At 73.5% G+C, this 20,125-nt stretch carries 14 protein-coding genes; 6 read left to right on the forward strand and 8 right to left on the reverse strand.

Going from position 1 to position 20,125, the window contains the following annotated elements; genetic code table 11:
- Positions 1 to 52 precede the first annotated feature (52 nt).
- Entirely contained in the window at positions 53 to 886 is an 834-nt protein-coding gene (locus ACWEVP_RS36995) for a Bax inhibitor-1/YccA family protein (RefSeq protein WP_452067220.1), read from the reverse strand.
- A 319-nt stretch (positions 887 to 1,205) separates the two neighbouring features.
- On the opposite strand from ACWEVP_RS36995, the gene ACWEVP_RS37000 reads away from it, so the two are divergent.
- The 4 genes from ACWEVP_RS37000 to ACWEVP_RS37015 all read left to right on the forward strand — a co-directional run bounded on the left by ACWEVP_RS37000 (position 1,206) and on the right by ACWEVP_RS37015 (position 7,101).
- Complete coding sequence (locus tag ACWEVP_RS37000; protein WP_452067221.1) at positions 1,206 to 2,669, forward strand: hypothetical protein; 1,464 nt, start codon at positions 1,206 to 1,208, stop codon at positions 2,667 to 2,669.
- A 392-nt stretch (positions 2,670 to 3,061) separates the two neighbouring features.
- The gene (locus tag ACWEVP_RS37005) at positions 3,062 to 3,736 is read left to right on the forward strand and encodes a class F sortase (RefSeq protein WP_452067384.1); all 675 of its coding nucleotides are present in this window, start codon (positions 3,062 to 3,064) and stop codon (positions 3,734 to 3,736) included.
- Between the two features lie 101 nt (positions 3,737 to 3,837).
- Positions 3,838 to 5,832 carry an SDR family oxidoreductase gene (locus ACWEVP_RS37010; protein ID WP_452067222.1) on the forward strand — a complete coding sequence of 665 codons (1,995 nt, stop codon included), beginning with the start codon at positions 3,838 to 3,840 and terminating at the stop codon, positions 5,830 to 5,832.
- A gap of 105 nt (positions 5,833 to 5,937) precedes the next feature.
- A complete protein-coding gene (locus tag ACWEVP_RS37015) occupies positions 5,938 to 7,101 on the forward strand; it encodes a cell division protein DivIVA (protein ID WP_452067223.1) in 1,164 nt (387 codons plus the stop codon).
- 51 nt (positions 7,102 to 7,152) lie between these two features.
- Here ACWEVP_RS37015 and ACWEVP_RS37020 read toward each other — a convergent pair whose 3' ends face one another.
- The 4 genes from ACWEVP_RS37020 to ACWEVP_RS37035 are packed head-to-tail and all read right to left on the reverse strand — an operon-like array spanning position 7,153 to position 9,691.
- Entirely contained in the window at positions 7,153 to 8,478 is a 1,326-nt protein-coding gene (locus tag ACWEVP_RS37020; RefSeq protein WP_452067224.1) for an amidase, read from the reverse strand.
- Positions 8,479 to 8,526: 48 nt separating this feature from the next.
- Positions 8,527 to 9,129, reverse strand: coding sequence for a helix-turn-helix transcriptional regulator (locus ACWEVP_RS37025; protein ID WP_372663443.1), 603 nt, complete (start codon positions 9,127 to 9,129; stop codon positions 8,527 to 8,529).
- Between the two features lie 35 nt (positions 9,130 to 9,164).
- Positions 9,165 to 9,437 (reverse strand): WXG100 family type VII secretion target, encoded by a 273-nt coding sequence (locus tag ACWEVP_RS37030; protein ID WP_452067225.1) that lies wholly within the window; start codon positions 9,435 to 9,437, stop codon positions 9,165 to 9,167.
- A complete protein-coding gene (locus tag ACWEVP_RS37035) occupies positions 9,434 to 9,691 on the reverse strand; it encodes a WXG100 family type VII secretion target (protein WP_452067226.1) in 258 nt (85 codons plus the stop codon). The genes ACWEVP_RS37030 and ACWEVP_RS37035 overlap by 4 nt, the downstream gene beginning before the upstream one ends.
- A gap of 227 nt (positions 9,692 to 9,918) precedes the next feature.
- Here ACWEVP_RS37035 and ACWEVP_RS37040 point away from each other — a divergent pair, with 227 nt between their 5' ends.
- Together ACWEVP_RS37040 and ACWEVP_RS37045 are read left to right on the forward strand one after the other, a co-directional pair.
- Positions 9,919 to 13,119, forward strand: coding sequence for a BTAD domain-containing putative transcriptional regulator (locus tag ACWEVP_RS37040; RefSeq protein WP_452067227.1), 3,201 nt, complete (start codon positions 9,919 to 9,921; stop codon positions 13,117 to 13,119).
- Positions 13,120 to 13,412: 293 nt separating this feature from the next.
- Positions 13,413 to 17,033 (forward strand): BTAD domain-containing putative transcriptional regulator, encoded by a 3,621-nt coding sequence (locus ACWEVP_RS37045; RefSeq protein ID WP_452067228.1) that lies wholly within the window; start codon positions 13,413 to 13,415, stop codon positions 17,031 to 17,033.
- Positions 17,034 to 17,050: 17 nt separating this feature from the next.
- Here ACWEVP_RS37045 and ACWEVP_RS37050 read toward each other — a convergent pair whose 3' ends face one another.
- From ACWEVP_RS37050 to ACWEVP_RS37060, 3 genes are read right to left on the reverse strand one after another with little or no spacing between them, the layout of a single operon-like run.
- On the reverse strand, positions 17,051 to 18,415 hold the full coding sequence (locus ACWEVP_RS37050; RefSeq protein WP_452067229.1) for a GH1 family beta-glucosidase: 1,365 nt from the start codon (positions 18,413 to 18,415) through the stop codon (positions 17,051 to 17,053).
- The gene (locus ACWEVP_RS37055; RefSeq protein ID WP_452067230.1) at positions 18,412 to 19,227 is read right to left on the reverse strand and encodes a carbohydrate ABC transporter permease; all 816 of its coding nucleotides are present in this window, start codon (positions 19,225 to 19,227) and stop codon (positions 18,412 to 18,414) included. Before ACWEVP_RS37055 ends, ACWEVP_RS37050 begins: the two co-directional genes overlap by 4 nt.
- Positions 19,224 to 20,120 (reverse strand): carbohydrate ABC transporter permease, encoded by an 897-nt coding sequence (locus ACWEVP_RS37060; protein WP_452067231.1) that lies wholly within the window; start codon positions 20,118 to 20,120, stop codon positions 19,224 to 19,226. The genes ACWEVP_RS37055 and ACWEVP_RS37060 overlap by 4 nt, the downstream gene beginning before the upstream one ends.
- Positions 20,121 to 20,125: the final 5 nt, after the last annotated feature.

Raw genomic sequence — 20,125 nt, forward strand, 5'->3', positions numbered from 1 at the left:
AAAGGCGCCCCGCCGATTACGGAGCGCCTTCACTGCGAGACGGTGCGCCAGATTACTCGCGGAGGTACGACAGCAGCCGCAGGATCTCCAGGTACAGCCACACCAGCGTCGTCATCAGACCGAACGCGGTGTACCAGGCCCACTTCGACGGCATGCCCTCGCGGATCATCCGGTCGGCCTGGTCGAAGTCGAGCAGGAAGCTGAACGCCGCGATGCCGATGCAGACGATGCTGAACACGATGGCGAGCGGGCCGCCGTCGCGCAGCGGGTTGAAGCCGAAGAACAGCGAGCTGATCAGGTTGAACAGCATCAGGATCGCGACGCCGACGACGGCACCGACGATCCACTTGGTCAGCTTCGGCGTCACCTTGACCGCGCCGGTCTTGTAGACGACCAGCATGCCGATGAAGACACCGGCGGTGCCGATGATCGCCTGCAGCGCGATGCCCGGGTAGACGACCTCGAACACGCCGCTGAGCGCGCCGAGGAAGAGCCCTTCGGCCGCCGAGTAGACCAGCGTCAGCGGGCCGCTCGGCTTCTGCCGGAAGATGATCACGAGGGAGATGACGAGCCCGACGACGAGGCCGCCGAGCATGGCGCCGATCAGGGCGCCGGACAGCCTGCCGGTCTCGGCGAGCTGACTCTGGGCCCAGATGCCGGTGACGATGCCGGCGAGCAGCGCGACGCCCAGGCTCATGCCGGTCTTGACGACGACGTCGTCGACCGTCATCGGGCGGTCGCCCTCACCGGACCGGGTCTGCCCGGGGCCGTACCCGGGCACGCCACCCTGGGGCTGGTTGAAGCCCACCGGGGGCCCGTACTGGCCGTAAGTCTGCGTTCCGCCGTGCGGCAGGTTGCGGAACGCCGGGTTGCTACTGGAACGCACCTGATCCTCCTGGATCTGCTGCTTCGTGGATCGACGCTGCATCGGGTTCAACGACCGCCGGGAGCGAGCGGTTCCCGTCGAGTAAAGACGACTTTACTCGACGGCGGGCTCCTGGCCTCGGTGGACACCGTATGCGACGGAGATCACGACCGTTCGGCGACAGCCACCCGAAGAGCGGTAGACACCCCCGCCCCTTCCGAGTGACCCTCACCTGGCGTGCCCGGATGCTCACCGTGCGCGCGTCGGGGACTTGATCAATCACGTGACCTGCGGAGACGCGGCGCTACCGAACCGCGTCCGACGAAGGAGCCTGCACACCATGAGGTGGTCGACACGTCCCCGCGCGGGCGTCCGCGCACTCACCGGCCTGGTCGCCGCGGCCCTGCTGGGCGCGCTCTCCGTGACCGTCGCGGCTCCGGTCGCCTCGGCCGCGAAGCAGGAGGGCATCGGCTACCGCACCAAGGACCCGCAGAAGATGACGCCGCTGCCGCACACCGGCAACTGGCTGGGCTCCTACATCGTCGGCGGGCAGCAGGTCTTCTGCGTGAGCTTCCAGCTCAAGGCGCCGGACTCCGACGAGAAGTACCGGCCGGGCGACCAACTGCTGACAAAGTGGGGCACGAAGCTCCCGGCCGACCAGGCGGCGAGCATCTCGTACCTGCTCCTGCGCTACGGCGACACCAAGAAGCCGGACGAGGCCGCCGCGCTGGCGCACCTGCTGCACTCGTGGACGGCGGCCCCGCGCACGCCCGCGGACCTCGACCCGGCGCTGACCTACGACAAGATCGGCTACGACGCGCCGTTCCACCTGCAGCAGCTGCGGGAGCACCCGGACGCCGTGGCGGCGATCGACCGGTTGCGGACCGAGGCCGAGGCGAACCGCGGCCCGTGGACGGCGTCGGTGACCACGCCGAAGGAGCCGCAGTACCCCGGCGAGCCCGCCGAATGGACCGTCACGGTGAAGAACGCCAAGGGCAAGGGCGTTCCCGGCGTCCCGGTGAAGCTGGTGGCGACCGCCGCGACCCTCGGCGGCGGGGAACCGGCCGCGGGGAACGCGAGCCCGCAGGCCGCGGCGAAGGACGTCACGCTCGACACGGGCGCGGACGGGACCGTGAAGGTCAAGCTGACCCCGACCGGCGAGCAGCCGAAGCTGGTGGCGTCGCTGGCCGCGCCGGCCGACCGGCCCTACGTGCGGGTGCCGGTCGACACCGAGAAGCAGCGCGTCGTCTCGACCGGCGGTGAGAAGGAGCTGACGGCGCAGGGCGTGGTCAGCGTCGCGAAGCCGGGCAAGGTCCAGGTGACCAAGACGGACGCGAACACCGGCAAGGGCGTCGGCGGCGCGGTCCTGCGGATCACGGGCAAGGACAAGACGACGGCCGCGCTCGGCCAGGACGGCAAGCCGCTCACCGGCGCCGACGGCAAGCCGGTGGTCGTCACGACGGACGGGACGACGGGCGGCGTGACGGTCGACGGTCTGCGAGCGCCGCAGGAGATCTGCGTCGTGGAGGCCGGGCCACCGCCGGGCTACACGAACGCGTACGACCCGAAGAACCCGCCGTCGGCGTGCGGAACGGTGAAGCCGGGCGAGACGCTGGCGTTGACGGTGGTGAACAAGCCGAACGAGGTGCCGCGCGCGATCCCGGCGGGTGACGCGCCGGTCGTCCAGGCGCGGGGCGCGGTCGAGACGAGCTACTCGGCGGCGGGGCTGACGGGGCTCGGGGTGCTGGTGCTGGTGGGCGCCGGGCTGGCCGCCTTCGCCGCGCGGCGGGCCTCGCGCAGGTAGGCGAGATGGCACGCACCAAGGGAGAGGGCTGGTCGCCGGAAGACGACGGGACGCTCTACCGGCCCGGCGGAGCTCCGAGCACCGGCCGGCGGGCGAGCGGCACGGGCGGCTGGTTCGAGCCGAGCCCGGCCGGGCCGACCGGCGACCGGGCCGGAGCGACCTCAGGCCCAGCCGGCCGCAGGGCCGAACCGGCCCCGGGCACGACCGGCAACAGCGGCCACGCCGGAGCCGGCCCGGCTTGGCCGGCGAGCGACCACGCAGGCCGCACAACCGACAGGACCGCCGGCCAACCCGCGGCGGCCGCCGGCTGGACCACGGACGACACCTGGGCCGGCTGGGGCGAGGCGGATCCCGGCGGCGAATGGGCGCCCCGGAAACCCAAGCGCGGGCGGCTGCTCGCCGGCTTCGCGCTCGGCGTGGCCACCGTCCTCGCCGTCCAATTCGGTGGCACCGTGGTCACCTCGCCACCCGTAGCCGTCGTGGCCGGGACCGCGCTGCCCGCCGCCGGTGCCGCCGCTCCGGCGGCCCGTCCGGCCCCCGCCACACCCGCACCGCCGCCGCCCGCGCCGGCGACCACCAGTGCCGCCCCCGCGGCCGCGCGGACCTCCGCCCCACCACCGCCACCGCCTCAGCGGCCCGGCACCGTCCGGCTCCCCGCCGGCGGCACGGCGTCCCTCGTCCGCAAGGACCTCGGCCCCGGCGGGGAGCTCCCGATCCCCGCCGACCTGCGCCAGGCGACCTGGTGGGGCGCCGAACTGGACGCCGCCGGTGGAGCGAGCGTCTTCGCCGGGCACGTCAACTGGCGGGGCGCCACCGGCCCGTTCGCCGAGCTGTGGTCCGCGCGGATCGGCGGCGAAGTGACCATTGTGGACAGTGCGGGAAAGACCTGGCGCTACCGGATCTCGCAGCTGGTCACCGTGCACAAGGACGACCTGCCCGCCCGCGCCGACGACCTCTTCGGCCAGTCCGGCCCGCACCGCGTCGTGCTGGTGACGTGCGGTGGCCGCTGGGTCGGCGGCTCGGACGGCTACGAGGAGAACCGCGTCGTCGTCGCGGACCCCGAATAAGTTACTCGTGGGTAACATCACGTTTCGGCACGGTGGTCAGTGGCGTCGCCATGCAGCAGAATGCCCAGGGTCAGGCGAGCGCGGTGAGAGGTGTGAAGACGATGGCGACGTTCTTGGTGACCGGGGCGACCGGACTGATCGGGCGCCAGTTCACCCGGCTGCTGCTCTCCCGTCCCGACGACGACCGCGTCGCGCTGGTGGTCCGCGCGTCGAGCAAGGCCAAGCTGGCCGCACTGGTCGACCAGTGGCCGCACTCCGACCGCGTCACGCTCGTCACCGGCGACCTCGGCGAGCCGCTGCTCGGCGTGTCCGAAGCGGACCGCGAAAAGCTGCGCGGCGGCGTCGACCACGTCGTCCACCTGGCCGCGCTCTACGACCTCACCGCCGACGACGAAGCGAGCGTCAAGGCCAATGTGGACGGTACGCGCGCGGTCGTCGACCTCGCCGCCGACCTGCGCGCCGGCTGCCTGCACCACGTCTCCTCGGTGGCCGTCGCGGGCGACCACGAAGGCGTCTTCACCGAGGAGATGTTCGACGCCGGGCAGCGGCTCGTCACGCCGTACCACCGGACCAAGTTCGAGGCCGAGAAGATCGTCCGCGAGCAGGACCAGGTGCCGTGGCGGGTGTACCGGCCCGCCGTCGTCGTCGGGCACTCCGAGACCGGCGAAATGGACAAGATCGACGGCCCGTACTACCTCTTCCCGGCGATCAACCGGCTGGCCGGGCTGCCCGACGTGCTGCCGATCGTCGGCCCGGACCTCGGCGACACCAACATCGTGCCGGTCGACTACGTCGCCAAGGCCCTGCTGGAGCTGGTCGTCAAGCCCGGGCTCGACGGCCACGCGTTCCACCTGGTCAACCCCGAGCCGCAGCCGGTCGTCTCGGTCTACAACGCCTTCGCGAAGGCCGCGGGCGCGCCGACGATCACGGCGCAGCTCGGGGAAGGGCTTTCCAAGCGGATCGTCGGGCTGGTCAAGCTGACCGAGCACATCCCCGGCGTCACCATCGCCCGCGACGCCGTGATGGAGCGCTTCGGCATCCCGCCGGTGCTGCTGGAGACGATGGCGTTCCCGTCGGTGTTCTCCTCGGCCGAGACGCGCAAGGCGCTCGCCGGCAGCGTGGAGGTGCCGCGGCTGGAGGAGTACGCGCCGACGCTGTGGCGCTTCTGGCGCGAGCACCTCGACCCGTTCCGCGCGCGCAAGCACGGCCCGCGCGGCGAGCTGGACGGCCGCCGCGTGATCATCACCGGCGCGTCGTCGGGCATCGGGCGCGCGACGGCGCTGAAGGTCGCCGCGGCGGGCGGGGTCCCGCTGCTCGTAGCGCGCCGCCAGCACGAGCTGGAAGAGGTCCGCGACGAGATCGTCGCCGCCGGCGGCACGGCGTCGGTGTACCCGGCCGACCTGACCGACGAGGACTCGGTGCACAAGGCCGTCGACGCGATGCTGGCCGAGCACGGCCGGATCGACATGCTGGTCAACAACGCCGGCCGGTCGATCCGCCGCTCGATCAAGCTGTCGTACGACCGGATGCACGACTACGAGCGCGCGATGGCCATCAACTACTTCGGCGCGGTCCGGCTGATCCTCGCGGTGCTGCCGCACATGTCGGAGCGCAAGTTCGGGCACATCGTGAACGTGTCGTCGATCGGCGTCCAGGGCATCGCGCCGCGCTTCTCGGCGTACGCGGCGTCGAAGGCGGCGCTGGACTACTTCTCGCGGATCGCGGCGACCGAGACGCACGGCGACGGGATCACGTTCACCACGATCCACATGCCGCTGGTGCGCACGCCCATGATCCGCCCGACCAAGATCTACGACGCGTTCCCGACGAAGTCGCCGGAGCAGGCCGCGGACATGGTGATGAAGGCGCTGGTCGAGCGGCCCAAACACATCGGCACCCCGGCGGGGCAGGCGATCGGGCTGGCCTACACGCTCACGCCGGGCCTCACCGACGCCGTCGCGTACCAGGGTTTCCGGATCTTCCCGGATTCGACCGCGGCGGGCGGTTCGGGCGAGCTGAAGATCGGGCGTGGCGAGAAACACCTCTCGCGCGCGGCGATGGCGCTGGCCCGGCTTTCGCGGGGCTTCCACTGGTAACTGAGCGTTTCGTGGGTGGGGCCGTTCCGGCGACACGGCGACACGTGTTGGTGATTCGTTAAGCCGGACGGCGGAAGCGGACGGTCCCCGGGTACGGTCGGGCCCATGGTTCCTGAGCGCGACCCCGCCGCAACCGCCCTCAACGGCCTTCTCCCCCTTCGCCGCGAGTACACACAGGCTTGGCACGGCTTCGACCGCAACGAGGTCCGGCAGTACCTGGACCACGTCGAAGCCCAGCTGCGCCGCGTGCTCAGCGAGCGCGACGCCGCCGTGGCGCAGGCCGCCGCGGCGACCCGCGAGGCCGAAACGGTCCGGTCGCAGGTAGCGGCGCTCGAAGCGCGCATCGAGGAGCTGAAGAAGCCGCCGGAGCGCCTCGAGGACCTCGACGAGCGGATGCAGCGGACGGTCACGCTCGCGCAGGCCCGCGCGGACGAGATCATCAAGCGCGCCGAGGCCGCCGCGGAGAAGACGTGGGCGGGCTCGACCGAAGCGTCGACGAAGCTGCGTGAGCGGTACACGAAGCTGGTCGCGGAGCTGGACAAGCAGGCCGACCTGCTGCACTCGGAGCACGAGAACGCGCTCGCCGAGACCCGCGCCGAGGTGCAGCGGCTGACCGTCGAGGCGGCCCAGCGGCGCGAGCTGCTGGACAACGAGGCGGAGCGGAAGCGGCGGAAGCTCGAGCGCGAGTTCGAGGCGTCCCAGGCGGCCCAGAAGGCGGCGCTGGAGAAGCACGTCGCGGACCAGCGCACGGCGAGCAAGAACCAGGCCGAGCGCCGGCTCGCGGAGGCGACGGCCGAAGCCAAGCGGCGGCTGGACGAGGCCACGGCGGAGGCCCGGCGCCGGCTCGACGAGGCGACCACCCAGGCGGCCCAGCGCACGACGGCGGCGAACCGCAAGGTCGAGCGCCTGGCGGAGATCCGCGAGCAGGCGCGCAAGAGCCTGGCGATGGCGGAGGACATCCTCAACCGCAGCGAGACACAGCTGGCGACGCTGCCGGAGGAGGCGGTGATCCCGCAGGCGTCGAAGCTGGTGGGCGGCGACTCGGAGTCCCCGGACTCCGCGACGACGCCGTCGGCCCCGGTGGTGCCGGTGGTCCAGCCGTCGATCCCGGTGTCGGCGCCGAAGTCGGCGGCGGCGAAGCCCGCGGCCCAGGCCCCCAAGCCGGCGCCGAAGCCGGCCAACTCGAACGGTCCGGCGACCAAGCCGGCGAACGGGAACGGCAACGGCGCCAAGCCGCTGTCCCCGGCGGCGAGCAAGCCGGGTTCCTGAGTCTTCGACACCGAAGGCCGCCTCGAGTGCTTCGAGGCGGCCTTCGGTGTGTCAGGAGCGGGCCGTCCGCGGCCACGGGTTCGCCGCCTCCAGCTGGGCCGCCAGGCCCAGCAGCAAGGACTCCTCCCCCGGCCGCCCCACCAGCTGGACCGAGGTCGGCAGCCCCGACTTCACCGACCGCCCCACCGGGACCGTGATCGCCGGGTAGCCCGCGAAGTTCCACTGCCCCGTGAACCCCGCCAGGCGCGTCGACGGCAGCACGTTCGTCAACCACCGCTTCTCGTGCCAGCGGCCCGCCTTGACCGGCCAGTGCGACAACGTGGGCGTCATCAGGACGTCGTGCGAAGCGAAGTACTCCTCGGCCCGCGCGACCCACCGGTCCCGCGTGCGCGAGCGGATCAACCCGGCCCGGGACAGGAGCCGGCCGGCCTGGACGTGCATGCGCGTCCGGCGCTGGAACCGGCCGAAGTCGAAGTCCTTCGCCTGCGCGGCCGGGCCCGCCAGCCAGCGGGCCGTCATGCCCAGGACCATCGTCGCCGGGTAGCGGGGCGCGGACGGCGTCACCGCGTGCCCCGCCGACGCCAGCAGGCCCGCCGCCCGCGAAACCGCCGCCACCAGCTCGCGCGGCACCGGGGTGCGCAGCAGCGGCACCGTCGTCGACAGCCCGATGCGCACGGCGGACGGCGAAGGCACCGACGCCAGCGAAGGGTCGCCGGCCAGCACCGAATACAACAGCGCCGCGTCCTCGACGGTCGTCGCCAGCGGGCCGTGCACCGACATGCCGAACCAGCCGCCCTCCGACAGCTCGCCCGCGCCCGGCTTCAACCCCACCAGCCCGCACATCGCCGCCGGGAGGCGGACCGAGCCCATGCCGTCCGTGCCGTGGGCCAGCGGGACCAGGCCCGCCGCCACCGCCGCCGCGCTGCCGCCGGACGAACCGCCCGAGGCGTACGTCGGGTCCCACGGGTTGCGGGCGATGCCGTCCGGGGTGTCGCTCATCGGCCAGACGCACAGCTCCGGCACCCGCGTCAGCCCGACGAGCACCGCGCCCGCCGCCCGCAGGCGGGCCGCGATCACGCCGTCCGCCTCGAAGGGCGTGGACGGCCCCGCCAGCGAACCGTGCGACGCGTACTCGCCCGCGATCTCCGTGACGTCCTTGACCGCGACCGGCACCCCGGCCAGCGGCAACGAGGCCAGATCGGGCCGCGCGGCCAGCGCCGCGGCTTCCTCGAGCGCCTCGGCCGAGCGCACCCGCCGGAAGGCGCCGACCACGCCGTCCGCCGCCGCGATCCGGTCGAGGGCCTCCTTGGTCACCTGGACCGGGTCGAGCTGCCCGGCCCGCACGGAAGCCGCGATTTCAGCGGCGGTCGACACCATGATCGCGACCCTAGCCCACGAAAAGGTGACAGTGGCAAAGAAAACGTCTCAGATAGCGCCGGCCCGCAGCGCGTAGGCGACGGCGTGCGCGCGATTGTTGAGGCCGCACCGCGTCATCAAGCCGTAGAGAACGTTCTTCACGGTCCGCTCCGAGTAGCACAGCTTCGCCGCGATCTCCTCGGTCCCGAAGCCCTCGGCGACCAGCCGCAGCACGTCGCACTCGCGCGCCGCGAGCCCGGACAGCGTGAGCCCGTTCGGCTCCAGCACGTCCTTGCGCATCCGCTGGACCTGCGAAAGCAGTGCCCCCTGCAGCCGCGGCGGCAGGTTCGCCGTGCCGTCGCCCGCGGCGAGCACCGCCGTCACCAGCTCGGCGCCGCCCGTCTCGCGGCGCGGCAGGATCGCCACCACGCCGCTCTCCAGCACCGACATCAGGTCGCTCTCGCGGAAGTGCTCGACCACCAGCACGACGTGCGACGCCTTCGCCGCCCGGATCTCGCCCAGCACGGCCTCGGTGACGTGCTCCTCCATCACCAGCAGCACGTCGGGCACCAGATCGGTGATCCGGACGTCCGGATGGCTTTCCAGGAGGCTCACCGCGCCGGCGTGCGTGATCGGGTCCGAGGCGAGGACGGTCACTTCGACGGGCTTCATGGTCGCAGTGTGGACGGCCCGTCTTCACGCCGTCCCTATTCCGTCTTCACGCGCGTGAAGACGGAGCCCGCCAGCTCGCCGAACGCCTCCCGCGCCCGCTCCAGGCACCCCGGCATCCGCTCGGCCGCCCGCGCCCACTCGCGCTTCGCGCGCAGGTACTCCTCGCGCGCCTCGCCGGTCCAGCCGGCCAGCTCCGGCTCCACAGTGGACTCCAGCTCGGCGAGCAGGTCGCCCAGCTCACCGGTGATCGTGCCCATCCGGTCGAGCACCAGATCGGCGAAGCGGACGTCGAGCTCGTGCCTGCTCATGGCCGCCGCTGCCGCGGGACCCGGCCGCCGGTCGTTTCGAGCAGCCGCGCCAGCCTCGAGAGGATCACGTCGAACTCCTGCTCCCAGTCGCTCATCGCCTGGCCGAACCGCACGGAGGCGTCCCCGCGCCAGGACGCCTGCACCAGCGCCATCTCGCTGGCGACGTCACGGAGGTGGGCGCCGGCCGCGTCGACCGCGCAGGCGAAGCGGGCGGCCGCCCGCTTCATGTCCTCCGTCGGCTCGGCTGTGGCCATTTCGGGCTCCTCGAGGTCTCGGCGCCCCCGAGCGTCGCGCACGCCGCGGCCCGGCGGAACCCCGCCCGTGCGCCGTTGCCCGAATGTCCGCCATCCTTGCCTGCCGGTTCACGGCGGCCGCGTATGCTCACGTCAGGCATCCGGCGCGTGACGGTTCGTCAGCGCACGAAGGGAGACCGATGTCGGCTGCGGACGGCTCCGCACCGAGACTCCGAATGCTCGGCCCGGTGAAAGCCTGGCAAGGGGAAACGGAGCTCGACCTCGGCTCCGCGCACCGTAGGACGGTTCTCGCGGTACTGGCGATGAACCCGAACCGCACGGTCTCGCGCGAGGAGCTGATCGACGCCGTCTGGGGCGAGGCGCCGCCGCAGAGCGCGCAGGGCTCCATCTACACCTACGTCTCCGGGCTGCGCCGCGCGCTCGAGCCCGACCGTGCCAAGGGCGAAGGCCCGCAGCTGCTCGCGTCGATCGGGTCCGGCTACTCGCTGCGCCTGGACGCCGCCGCGATCGACGTCCACCGCTTCGAAGCCCTGCGCGAGGCGGCCCAGCGCAAGCAGTCGGCCGGCGACCTGCGCGGAGCGCGCGAAATCCTCGACGAGGCCCTCGACCTCTGGCACGGCGTCCCGCTCTCCGGCCTGCCCGGGCCGTTCGCCGCCGCCCAGCGCGCGCGGCTGGCCGAGGTGCGGCTCGCGACGATCGAGCGCCGCGCCGAGATCGTCCTGGAGTCGGGCGGGCACGCCGAGCTCATCGCCGAACTGACCGCGCTGACCCGCGAGCACCCGTTCCGCGAGACGCTGCGCGGCCTGCTCATGCGCGCGCTGGCCCGCTCCGACCGGCGGACCGAGGCGATCGCGGTCTACACCGACGTCCGCGACCGGCTCGTCGAATCCTCGGGCACCGAGCCGGGGCCCGCGTTGCGGCGGCTCCACGACGAGCTGCGGGACAAGCCGGCGCCGAAACCGCCGCCGCCGGTGCGCGTGCCGCGGTCGCCGGTCACGGCGATGCCCGAGCGCGCCGACGTCTTCGTCGGCCGGGAGGCGGAGCTGGCCCGGCTGCGCGAAGCCGTCGCTGACGTCGCCGCGGGCATCGGCCATTCGCTGTGGCTGGAAGGCGAACCGGGCAGCGGCCGGACGGCGCTGCTGGCCGAACTGCTCGCCGTGGCCCACGACCTCAGGCCCGCGTTCGCCGCGGCGGACGCGCTGGACCAGCGGTTCGCGCTGCGGCCGCTGCTCGACGCGCTGGGCGTGCACCCGCGAGCGACCGACGAACGCCGCGCGGGCCTGGCCGCCCGGCTCGCCGAGCGGTCGGACGAAGACCCCGTCGACGGCCTGCTCGGGCTGGTCCGCGAGCTGTGCGCGGAGGCCCCGCTGGTGCTCGTGGTCGACGACCTGCACTGGGCCGACGACACCACCCTGCGCGTCTGGCGGTACCTGAGCCGGGAGACGCGGGAACTGCCGTTGCTGCTGGTGGGCGCGTGCCGGCCGGTGCCGCGACCGGCCGCGCTCGACGAGCTGCGAGCCGAACTCGACAACGATGTCACATCCGTGGTCACGCTGCCGCCGCTGGCCGAGGCCGAGACCCACGAACTGGCCACCGAGCTGGTCGGCGCGCCACCCGGGCCCGGCCTGCGGACGCTGGTGTCCTACGGGTCGGGAAACCCGCGCTACACCAAGGAAATCGTCGAGACGCTGCTGGCGCAGTCGATGATCGTGCTCGACGGCGTCCACGCGCACCTGGACGGCAACTCCTGCCAGACCATCCCGGCACCGCTGGGGTCGCGGATCACGCTGTACCTGAGCTTCCTCTCCAGCGGCACGCGGGACACGCTGCGCTGGGCCGCGCTGCTGGGCCGGGAGTTCTCGCTGTCGGACATCGCCGTCGCCACCGAACGGCCGCCGACCGCGCTGGTCGGCGCGGTCGACGAGGCGATCACCTCGGGCGTGCTCGTCGAGTCGGGCGACCGGCTGGCGTTCCGGCACCCCTTGCTGCGGCGCGTGCTCTACGAAAAGACGCCGGCGGCGATGCGCGTCGCGCTGCACCGGCAGCTGGCCGAGGCGTTCGCGGCCGCGCGCGCTCCCGCCGCCCGCGTCGCCGAGCAGCTCGCCGCCGCGCCCGCGCAGGTCGACCCGTGGGTGACGACGTGGCTGCTGGACAACATCGGCGCGGTCGCCACCGAAACCCCGCGCGTCGCCGTGGACCTGCTGCGCCACGCCGTCACGCAGGGCGCGCTGCCGCCGGACGCGCGGGAGACGCTGACCGCGACACTCGCGCGGCTGCTGTTCTGGCTCGGCCGGGAACCCGAGGCCGAAGCGCGTTCGGTCGTCGCGCGGACGTCCGACAGCAGGCGCGCGGCGGAAATGCGCTGGATCCTCGCCTACGTCTACTACCGCCGCGGCGACTTCGCCGAGGCGACGGCCGAGCTGAAGCGGACCCTCGACGACGCCGACGTCCCGGAGATGTGGCGCGGGCGGCACGAGTCGCTGCTGGCCACGCTGGAACGGCTCGGCGAAGAGACGGTCCTGGCCCCGGCCGGGCTGCACCCGCTGGACGACGCGGCGCTGTCGGTGCCGACGCTCGACAGCCTCGACGAAGCCGCCGAACCCCTGCAGGCCGCCCGCCGGATCGCCGCGACCCGCGCGGTGCCGGGCGAGATGCACCTGGCGGGCGCGGTCCACTACTACTGGCTGGGCCGCTGGCCCGAGGCCCTCGGCGAGCTGGACGCGGTGATCCGCGACGGCGCGGAAACGGCGTCGTACGTCCTGCGCAGCCCGGGTTCGGCGCTGCTGGTGCACGGCGTCGGCGCGCTGATCGCCGGGCACCGCGGCGAGCCGGCCGTGGCCAGGACGCACCTCGACGCGGCGGGCCGCCGGCAGTGGCCGCCGGGGCTCGAGCCCGACGGCGGCGACTTCCTGCTTGCGGCGCGTGCGCTGCTGGCCGAGCAGGACGGCAGACCCGAGGCGGCACTGGCGGCGCTGCTGCCGCTGCTGGAGGAGAACTACCCGCCGGCCGCGCGCCACCAGTGGCTGCCGGACGTGGTCCGGCTCGCGCTCCTGCTGGGGATGCCCGATCGCGCGCAGGAAGCGGTGCGCCTGCTGTCGGCCGACGGCGAGGTCCCGCCCGCCCACGCGGCGGCGGCCGCGCACTGCCGCGGGCTCGTCGCGGGCGATCCGGAACCGGTGCTGACGGCGGCCGCGCACTACCGCGCGGCCGGCCGGCTGCTGAAACAGGCGAAGGCGACCGAGGACGCGGCGATCCTGCTGGCGGAGTCCGGCTCGCTCGCCGAGGCCCGGACCGCGTTCCGGACGGCGCTGACGGCGTACACGGGGATGGGCGCGGTGTGGGACGTGCGGCGCGCGGAGAGCCGGATGCAGCCGTTCGGGATCCGGCGGGCGGGCGCGGCGCGGACCCGCGCGGTCGCCGGCGAGTGAGCCCGGCCGGGCAGCGACTCGCCCGCAACGGTGCGGCGCCCGGCAGGCCGGTGGGGTGATCGATACCCGGCCCTCGCGAAACCGACCCGCCCGCAGGCAAGCGCGGCGCGGTCGCAAAGGTCTTGCCGCCGGCGCCGCATACCGGCCGGGTGATCGATACCCGGCCCTCGCAAAACCGACCCCGCCCCGCCCCGGGCAACCCGATCGGGGGTTGCCACGTCAGTAAGCTCGCCGGAGTAGTTGTCCCTGGGGGATGGGGTCTGGGACGCGAAGTCCCAGAGGGGACGCACGACATGCCAGGGGAAGCGGAGACCGGGCTGCGGGTGGGCTTGCTGGGCCCGCTGCGTGCCTGGCGCGGGGCGGCCGAGATCGGCCTGGGCCCCGCTCGTCAGCGCGCGATCTTCGCCGTGCTCGCGGTCAACGCCGGACGGCCCGTCCCGCGCGCCGAGCTGATCGCCGGCGTCTGGGGCGACTCCGCGCCCGCGAGCGTCGAGGGCAGCGTCCACACCTACGTCTCCGGGCTGCGGCGCGCGCTCGAACCCGACCGGTCGCGCTGGTCGGCGGCCAGCGTCCTCGTCTCGGACCCGGCCGGGTACTCGCTGCTGCTCGGCGAAGACGCGCTCGACGCCGCCGTCTTCGAACGCCACCGCGACCAGGCCCAGCAGCACCTGGACCGCGGCGATCCGCGGGCGGCCGTCACCGAGCTCGACGCCGCGCTCGCGCTCTGGCAAGGGGAAGCGCTCTCCGGCGTGCCCGGCGGGTTCGCCGAGCGGCACCGCGAATACCTCGCCGAACTGCGCCTCGACACCCTCGAGCGGCGCGCCCGGGCCCTGCTCGCCCTCGGCGGCCACCTCGACCTCGCACCCGAACTGGCCGTGCTGGCCGGCGAGCACCCGCTGCGGGAGTCGCTGCGCGAATCGCTCATGCTCGCCCTCTACCGCAGCGGACGGCACGCCGACGCGCTCGACGTCTTCCGCGACGCCCGCGCCACCCTCGTCGCCGAGCTCGGCGTCGAGCCCGGACCGGCACTGCAGCGGCTCCACCAGCGGATCCTCGCCCAGGACCCGACCTTGGACGCGCCCGCGGCGCCGGTCGAGGTCACCGGGCACCGGCTCTTCGGCCGGGAGGCGGAAACGGCCCGGCTCGCCGAGCTCGTCGCCGACGTCCGGGCCGGGCGCGGCCGGGCCGTCTGGATCGAGGGCGAGGCCGGGATCGGCAAGTCGGAGCTGCTCACCAGCACCCTGCCGGACGGCCCCGGCTTCCAGCGGCTCTGGGCCGCCGCCGACGAGCTGAGCACCCGCTTCCCACTGCAGGTGATGCTGGAATGCCTCGCGATCGACGCGCATTCGGCCGACCCGCGGCGCGCGCGCCTGGCGAAAGAGCTCTCGGGCGACCCGGTGCGCCGCAGCTGGGGGCCCGCCGACCCCGTGCTCGGCGCGGTCGACCGGCTGCTGGCCCTGGTCGACGAACTGTGCGCGGACTCGCCGCAGGTGCTGGTCGTCGACGACCTGCAGTGGGCCGACGAGGCGTCCGTGCTGGTCTGGCACCGCCTGTGCGCGGCAACACGGCAGCTGCCGCTGCTGCTGGTGGCCGCGACCCGGCCCGCGCCGGACCGCGCCGAGCTCGCCCAGCTGCGGCGTGGCGTCCAGGCGCGCGACGGCGTCGTGCTCGACCTGGCGCCGCTGAGCGGCGACGACGTCGGACGGCTGATCGAGGACCAGCTCGGGGCGGCGCCCGGGCCCGGGCTGCGCGAGCTGGCCGCTCGTGGCGCCGGAAACCCGTTGTACGTCAAGGAGATGGTCGACGTCCTGCTGCGCGCCGGTGCGGTCGAGGTGACCGGCGGGGCGGCCGACGTCGACGACCCGGCCGAGTTCGAGACGCCCAGTTCGCTGGTCGCCGCGGTCGACCGGCGGCTCGACTTCCTCCCCGCGCGGACCCAGGAAGTCCTGCGCTGGGGCGCGTTGCTGGGCATGGAGTTCGCCGTCGGGGACATCGCCGCGGTGCTCGGCACGCGGCCGTCGGACCTGCTGGAGCCGCTCGAAGAGGCCGTCGCCGCGAACGTCCTGATCGACACGGGGACGCAGCTCGCGTTCCGGCATCCCCTGCTGCGCCAGGCGCTTTACGACCGGCTGCTGGCCGGGACGCGGGCCGCGCTGCACCGGCAGGCCGCGGAGGCGCTCGCCGGCATCGGCGCGCCGGTCAAGCGCGTCGCCGAGCAGCTGGTCGCCGCACCGGCCACAGTGGACGAATGGGTGCTGGACTGGCTCGCCGCCCACCACGCGGCGGTGTCCAACCGCGCGCCGCTGATCGCCGTCGAGCTGCTGGAACGCGCGCTGGCCGCGGGCGCCGGGGACCGGCGCGAGGTCCTGCTCGTGGCGCTGGTCAAGGTGCTGTTCCGGCTGGAGCGCAACCCGGAAACCCTGGCCCAGCAAGCACTCGACGTCGCCACCGAGCCGGACGCGACCGAGGAGATGCGGCACGTCCTCGCGGCGCTGCGGCACCGCCGCGGCGACACCGAAGGCGCGGTCGCGACGCTCGCCGCGTCGGTCGACGACCCGGCCGTGCCGGAGCTGTGGCGGGTCAAGCACCGGCAGCTGCTGGCGAACTTCCGGCGCGGCGATCTGTCCGATTTGGACGCGGCGGAAAAGGCGGCGTACGAGACGAAGTCGTTCGCCGACGGTGACCGGTACCTGACGGCGCACGCGCTGCAGTCGCTGTGGCTGGTGGATTCCGTGCGCCGCGACCACGATTCGGCGCTGGCGCACGTCGACGCGGCGATCGAGGCCGTCGGCGACGAGCACGAGCTGGCCGACCTGCACCTCGACCTGCTCGACAACCGCGTCTTCACGCTGCAGAACCTCGACCGGCTCGCCGAGGCGGACGCGGCCCTGCGCGCGGCGGGCGATGTCGCGGCGCGGCACGCGATGCCGGTGGGGCTGCAGGTTTCCGTGGCGGTGCACCGGTACTGGGAGGGTCGCTGGGACGAGGCGCTGGTCGAGCTGGACACGGTCACCGAGGACGGCCCGGCGATCACGTTCTACGGCCTGCGCGAGCCCGGCCCCGCGGCGCTGCTGCTGCACGGCGTCGCGGCGCTGATCGCGGGCCGCCGCGACGACCGCGCCCAGGCCGCGGCCCACCTCGACGCGGCGGAGGAGTACGCGCCGGCGACCGGCGCCGAACGCGAGAGCTTCGACTTCCTGCTGGTGGCGGACGCCCTCGCCGCCGAGCAGCGCGGCGACCGGGTCCGCGCGCTGGCGATCCTCGAACCGATCCTGAACCCGACGTACGCGCAGATGATGCTGCGCCACCAATGGCTCCCGGCGTACGTGCGGCTGGCGATGGAGCAGGACGAAGCCGACCGGGCACGCCGCGCGCTGGCGGTGTGCGAGGAGGAGGCGGCGAAGGAGCGGCGCCCGGCGCGCGCCCACGCGGCGGCGTCGTGGTGCCGGGGGCTGATCGAGGACGACCCGGCGGCGGTCCTGGCGACGGCGGAGCACTTCCGCGCGGTCGGCCGCCGCCCGGAGCTGGCGACGGTCCTGGAGGACGCGGCGGTGCTGCTGGCCCGGGCGGGCCGGCTGGACGCGGCGCACGCGGCGTTCGAGGAGGCGGCCGAGCTGTACACGGCGTTGGGCGCCCGCTGGGACCTGCGCCGGGCGGAGACGCGGTTGCGCCGGCTGGGCGTGCGCCGCGGAGCGCTGTTCTCGCCGATCCGGCCGGGCCACGGGTGGGAGTCGCTGACGCCGATCGAGGTCCGAATCGCGAGCCTGGTCGCGGACGGCAAGTCCAACCCGGACATCGCGGCGGAGCTGTCGTTGCCGCGGCGGACGGTGCAGGCGCACGTGGCCCGGCTGCTGGGCAAGCTGGAGACCCCGTCCCGCTCGGGGGTCGCCGACGCCTTCCGGCAGCGGCCGTAGCCCGGGCTCGAGCGCGGCTACTCCGGGAGCGCGTTGGCCTTGGCGACCCGGCCCAGGAAGCGGCCCGAGTCCTTCACCGTCCGGACCTGTGTCTCGAAGTCCACGTGCACCAGCCCGAACCGCTGCGAATACCCCATCGCCCACTCGAAGTTGTCCAGCAGTGACCACGCGAAGTACCCGCGCACGTCCGCGCCGGCCTTGATGGCGGAATGAACCGCGCCCAGGTGCTCCATGAAGTAGTTCACCCGCGCCGCGTCGAACACGCGGCCGCCGACCACCTGGTCCACAAAGGACGCTCCGTTCTCCGCCACCACCAACGGCAACCCGGACCGCGCCGAAAGCCACCCCAGCAGTTCGGTGAACACCTCCGGTGCCTGCTCCCAGCCGAAGGCCGTCAACGGCGGCCGGGCCGGGAGCACGTCCAGCCCGCGCAACGCCGGCAGCGGACAGTTGCCGTGCGCCAGCGGGTCGTCGATCGGGGTCACCCGCGCCGGCGCGTAGTAGTTCACGCCCAGCCAGTCGATCGGCGCGGCGATCGTGTCCGGGTCGCCGTCGCGCACCGATGCCGCGAACCGGCCGCCGTGGTGCTCGACGTCGGCCATGACGTCCGGCGGGTAGCCCCGGCCCAGCACCGGGTCCAGGAAGAACCGGTTGTGGATCCCGTCGAACTTCCGCGCCGCTTCGGCGTGCGCCGGCGACGTCCCGTCCGCCAGCGCCGGCGCGAAGTTCAACGCCAGCGAGAACTCGTGCCCCGGCCGCGCCCGCGACCGCAACGCCCGCGTCGCCAGCCCGTGCGCCAGCAGGAGGTGGTGCGCCGCGACCAGTGCCGTGTCGTAGTCCTGGACGCCCGGCGCGTGCACCCCGCTGCCGTATCCCAGGAACGCCGCGCAGAACGGCTCGTTGATCGTCGTCCACTGGTTGACGCGGTCCCCCAGCGCGTCGTGCACGTACGAGGCGTAGTCCGCGAACCGGTACGCCGTGTCGCGCGCGGGCCAGCCACCGGCGTCCTCCAGCGCCTGCGGCAGGTCCCAGTGGTACAGCGTGAGGACCGGTGTGACGTTCCGGCCGAGCAGCTCGTCCACCAGCCGGTCGTAGAAGGCGAGCCCGGCCGGCGACGGCGTCCGCCCGTCCGGCATCACCCGCGGCCACGCCACCGAAAACCGGTACGCGTTCAGGCCGAGGTCCGCCAGCAGCCCGATGTCCTCGGGAAAGCGGTGGTAGTGGTCGCAGGCCACGTCGCCGGACGCGCCGCCGGCGACCGCGCCCGGGCGAGCCGAAAAGGTGTCCCAGACGGACGGTCCGCGCCCGTCCGCGGTCACCGCCCCTTCGACCTGGTAGGACGCGGTCGCCGCGCCCCACAGGAAGCCCGTCGGGAAGGTCATACCGGCGCCCCTTTCAGAATCCCCCGGACGATGTGCCGGCCCAGCAGCAGGAACAGCGCGACCACGGGCAGGACACCCACGGTCGCACCCGTCAGCATGAGCGCGTAGTCGGTGTAGTACCCACTGGCGAGCTGGGAAAGCGCGACCTGCACGGTCGGTGTCTCGTTCGGGTCGAGGACGACCAGCGGCCAGAAGTAGTCGTTCCAGGTCGCCAGGAACGTGAGCATGCCCAGCACCGCGGCCGCCGGGCGCAGCGACGGGACGGCCACGTGCCAGTACGTGCGCAGGATCGAGCAGCCGTCGACGGTCGCCGCGTCGACCAGTTCGGGGTCGATCGCGTTCTCGCACGCCTGCCGCATCCAGAACACGCTGAACGCGCCGAGCAGCCCCGGCACGATCACCGCCTCGAGCCGCCCGTACCAGCCGAGCTCGCCGACCACCAGGTACAGCGGGATGACGCCGAGCTGCGCCGGCACCATCGCCGAGCCGACGACCAGCAGGAACAGCGTGTCGCGGCCGGGGAACCGCAGCCGCGCGAAGGCGAACCCGGCGAGACTCGCGAGTACGACGTTGGACACCATGACGGTGCTCGCGACGATCAGCGAGTTGCCCAGCGCCAGCCAGAAGTCGACGGTGTCGAACACGCGGCGGACGTTCTCGAAGAGGTGGCCACCGGGCACCAGCAGCGGGGACGTCTCGCCGATCGCCGCGTTGTCCCTTGTGGACACCACGAACGACCAGTACAGCGGGAAGATCGACGCGCCCAGCACGCCGACCAGCACGACGTAGACCCAGCCGCCGGGGCGCCTCACGCCGACCTCACGAACCGGCGCACCAGCCGGTAGTTGACCAGCGCGAACCCGGCGCAGACCCCGAACAGCACCCACGTCAGCGCGGCCGCGTAACCGGCGTCGAAGTGCGTGAAGCCCTTCTCGTACAGGTACATCGCCAGCGTCTGGAACTGGCGGTCGTTGCCGCCGGTACCGCCCGACCCGCCGGCGTCGAACAGCTGTGGCTCGGCGAACAGCTGCAGGCCGCTGACCGTGCCGGCGATCGCGGTGAAGGCGATCGCTGGCCGGATGCCCGGCACCGTGATCGACCAGAACGTCCGCCACCGCGAAGCGCCGTCGAGCGCCGCGGCCTCGTAGAGGTCGCCGGGGACCGCCTGCATCGCGGCCAGGTAGATCAGCGCGTTGTAGCCGGTCCAGCGCCAAAGCACCATCGACGCCACCGCGAGGTGCGAGGTCCACCTCGTCGCCTGCCAGTTGACCGGCGCGACGCCGAACCAGCCGAGCACTTCGTTGACGACGCCGTAGTCGCGGCTGAACAGCTGCCCGAACACGAGCCCGATGGCCACCACGGACACGACGTTCGGCAGCAGGATCCCGGTGCGCCACCAGGTCGCACCGCGCAGCGGCCGGTCGAGCAGCGCCGCGATGCCCAGGGCCAGCAGGAACTCCGGGACGGCGGCGAGCAGGAAGATGCCGACGGTGTTGGCCAGCGCGTTGTAGAAGTTCGGGTCGGTCAGCAGCTCGCCGTAGTTCGCCAGGCCGCGGTAGCCCTGGTCGCCCTCCAGGAGGTTCCAGTCGTGCAGCGACACCCACGCCGTGTAGAGCAGCGGAAACGCGCCGAAGACGAGGAACAGCGCGAAGAAGGGCGCGACGAGCAGCAGCGGCGTCGCCTTGCGGTCGAAACGAGCGAGCACGCGCG

The sequence above is a fragment of the Amycolatopsis sp. NPDC003865 genome (assembly GCF_053605345.1).

Excerpts from the sequence above, each read along its gene's own strand:
- ACWEVP_RS37030 (WP_452067225.1), bottom strand. The coding sequence starts at position 9,437 with ATGAGCAGGCACGAGCTCGACGTCCGCTTCGCCGATCTGGTGCTCGAC.
- ACWEVP_RS37035 (WP_452067226.1), bottom strand. The coding sequence starts at position 9,691 with ATGGCCACAGCCGAGCCGACGGAGGACATGAAGCGGGCGGCCGCCCGC.
- ACWEVP_RS37000 (WP_452067221.1), top strand. The coding sequence starts at position 1,206 with ATGAGGTGGTCGACACGTCCCCGCGCGGGCGTCCGCGCACTCACCGGC.
- ACWEVP_RS37045 (WP_452067228.1), top strand. The coding sequence starts at position 13,413 with ATGCCAGGGGAAGCGGAGACCGGGCTGCGGGTGGGCTTGCTGGGCCCG.
- ACWEVP_RS37015 (WP_452067223.1), top strand. The coding sequence starts at position 5,938 with ATGGTTCCTGAGCGCGACCCCGCCGCAACCGCCCTCAACGGCCTTCTC.
- ACWEVP_RS37020 (WP_452067224.1), bottom strand. The coding sequence starts at position 8,478 with ATGGTGTCGACCGCCGCTGAAATCGCGGCTTCCGTGCGGGCCGGGCAG.
- ACWEVP_RS37025 (WP_372663443.1), bottom strand. The coding sequence starts at position 9,129 with ATGAAGCCCGTCGAAGTGACCGTCCTCGCCTCGGACCCGATCACGCAC.
- ACWEVP_RS37050 (WP_452067229.1), bottom strand. The coding sequence starts at position 18,415 with ATGACCTTCCCGACGGGCTTCCTGTGGGGCGCGGCGACCGCGTCCTAC.
- ACWEVP_RS37010 (WP_452067222.1), top strand. The coding sequence starts at position 3,838 with ATGGCGACGTTCTTGGTGACCGGGGCGACCGGACTGATCGGGCGCCAG.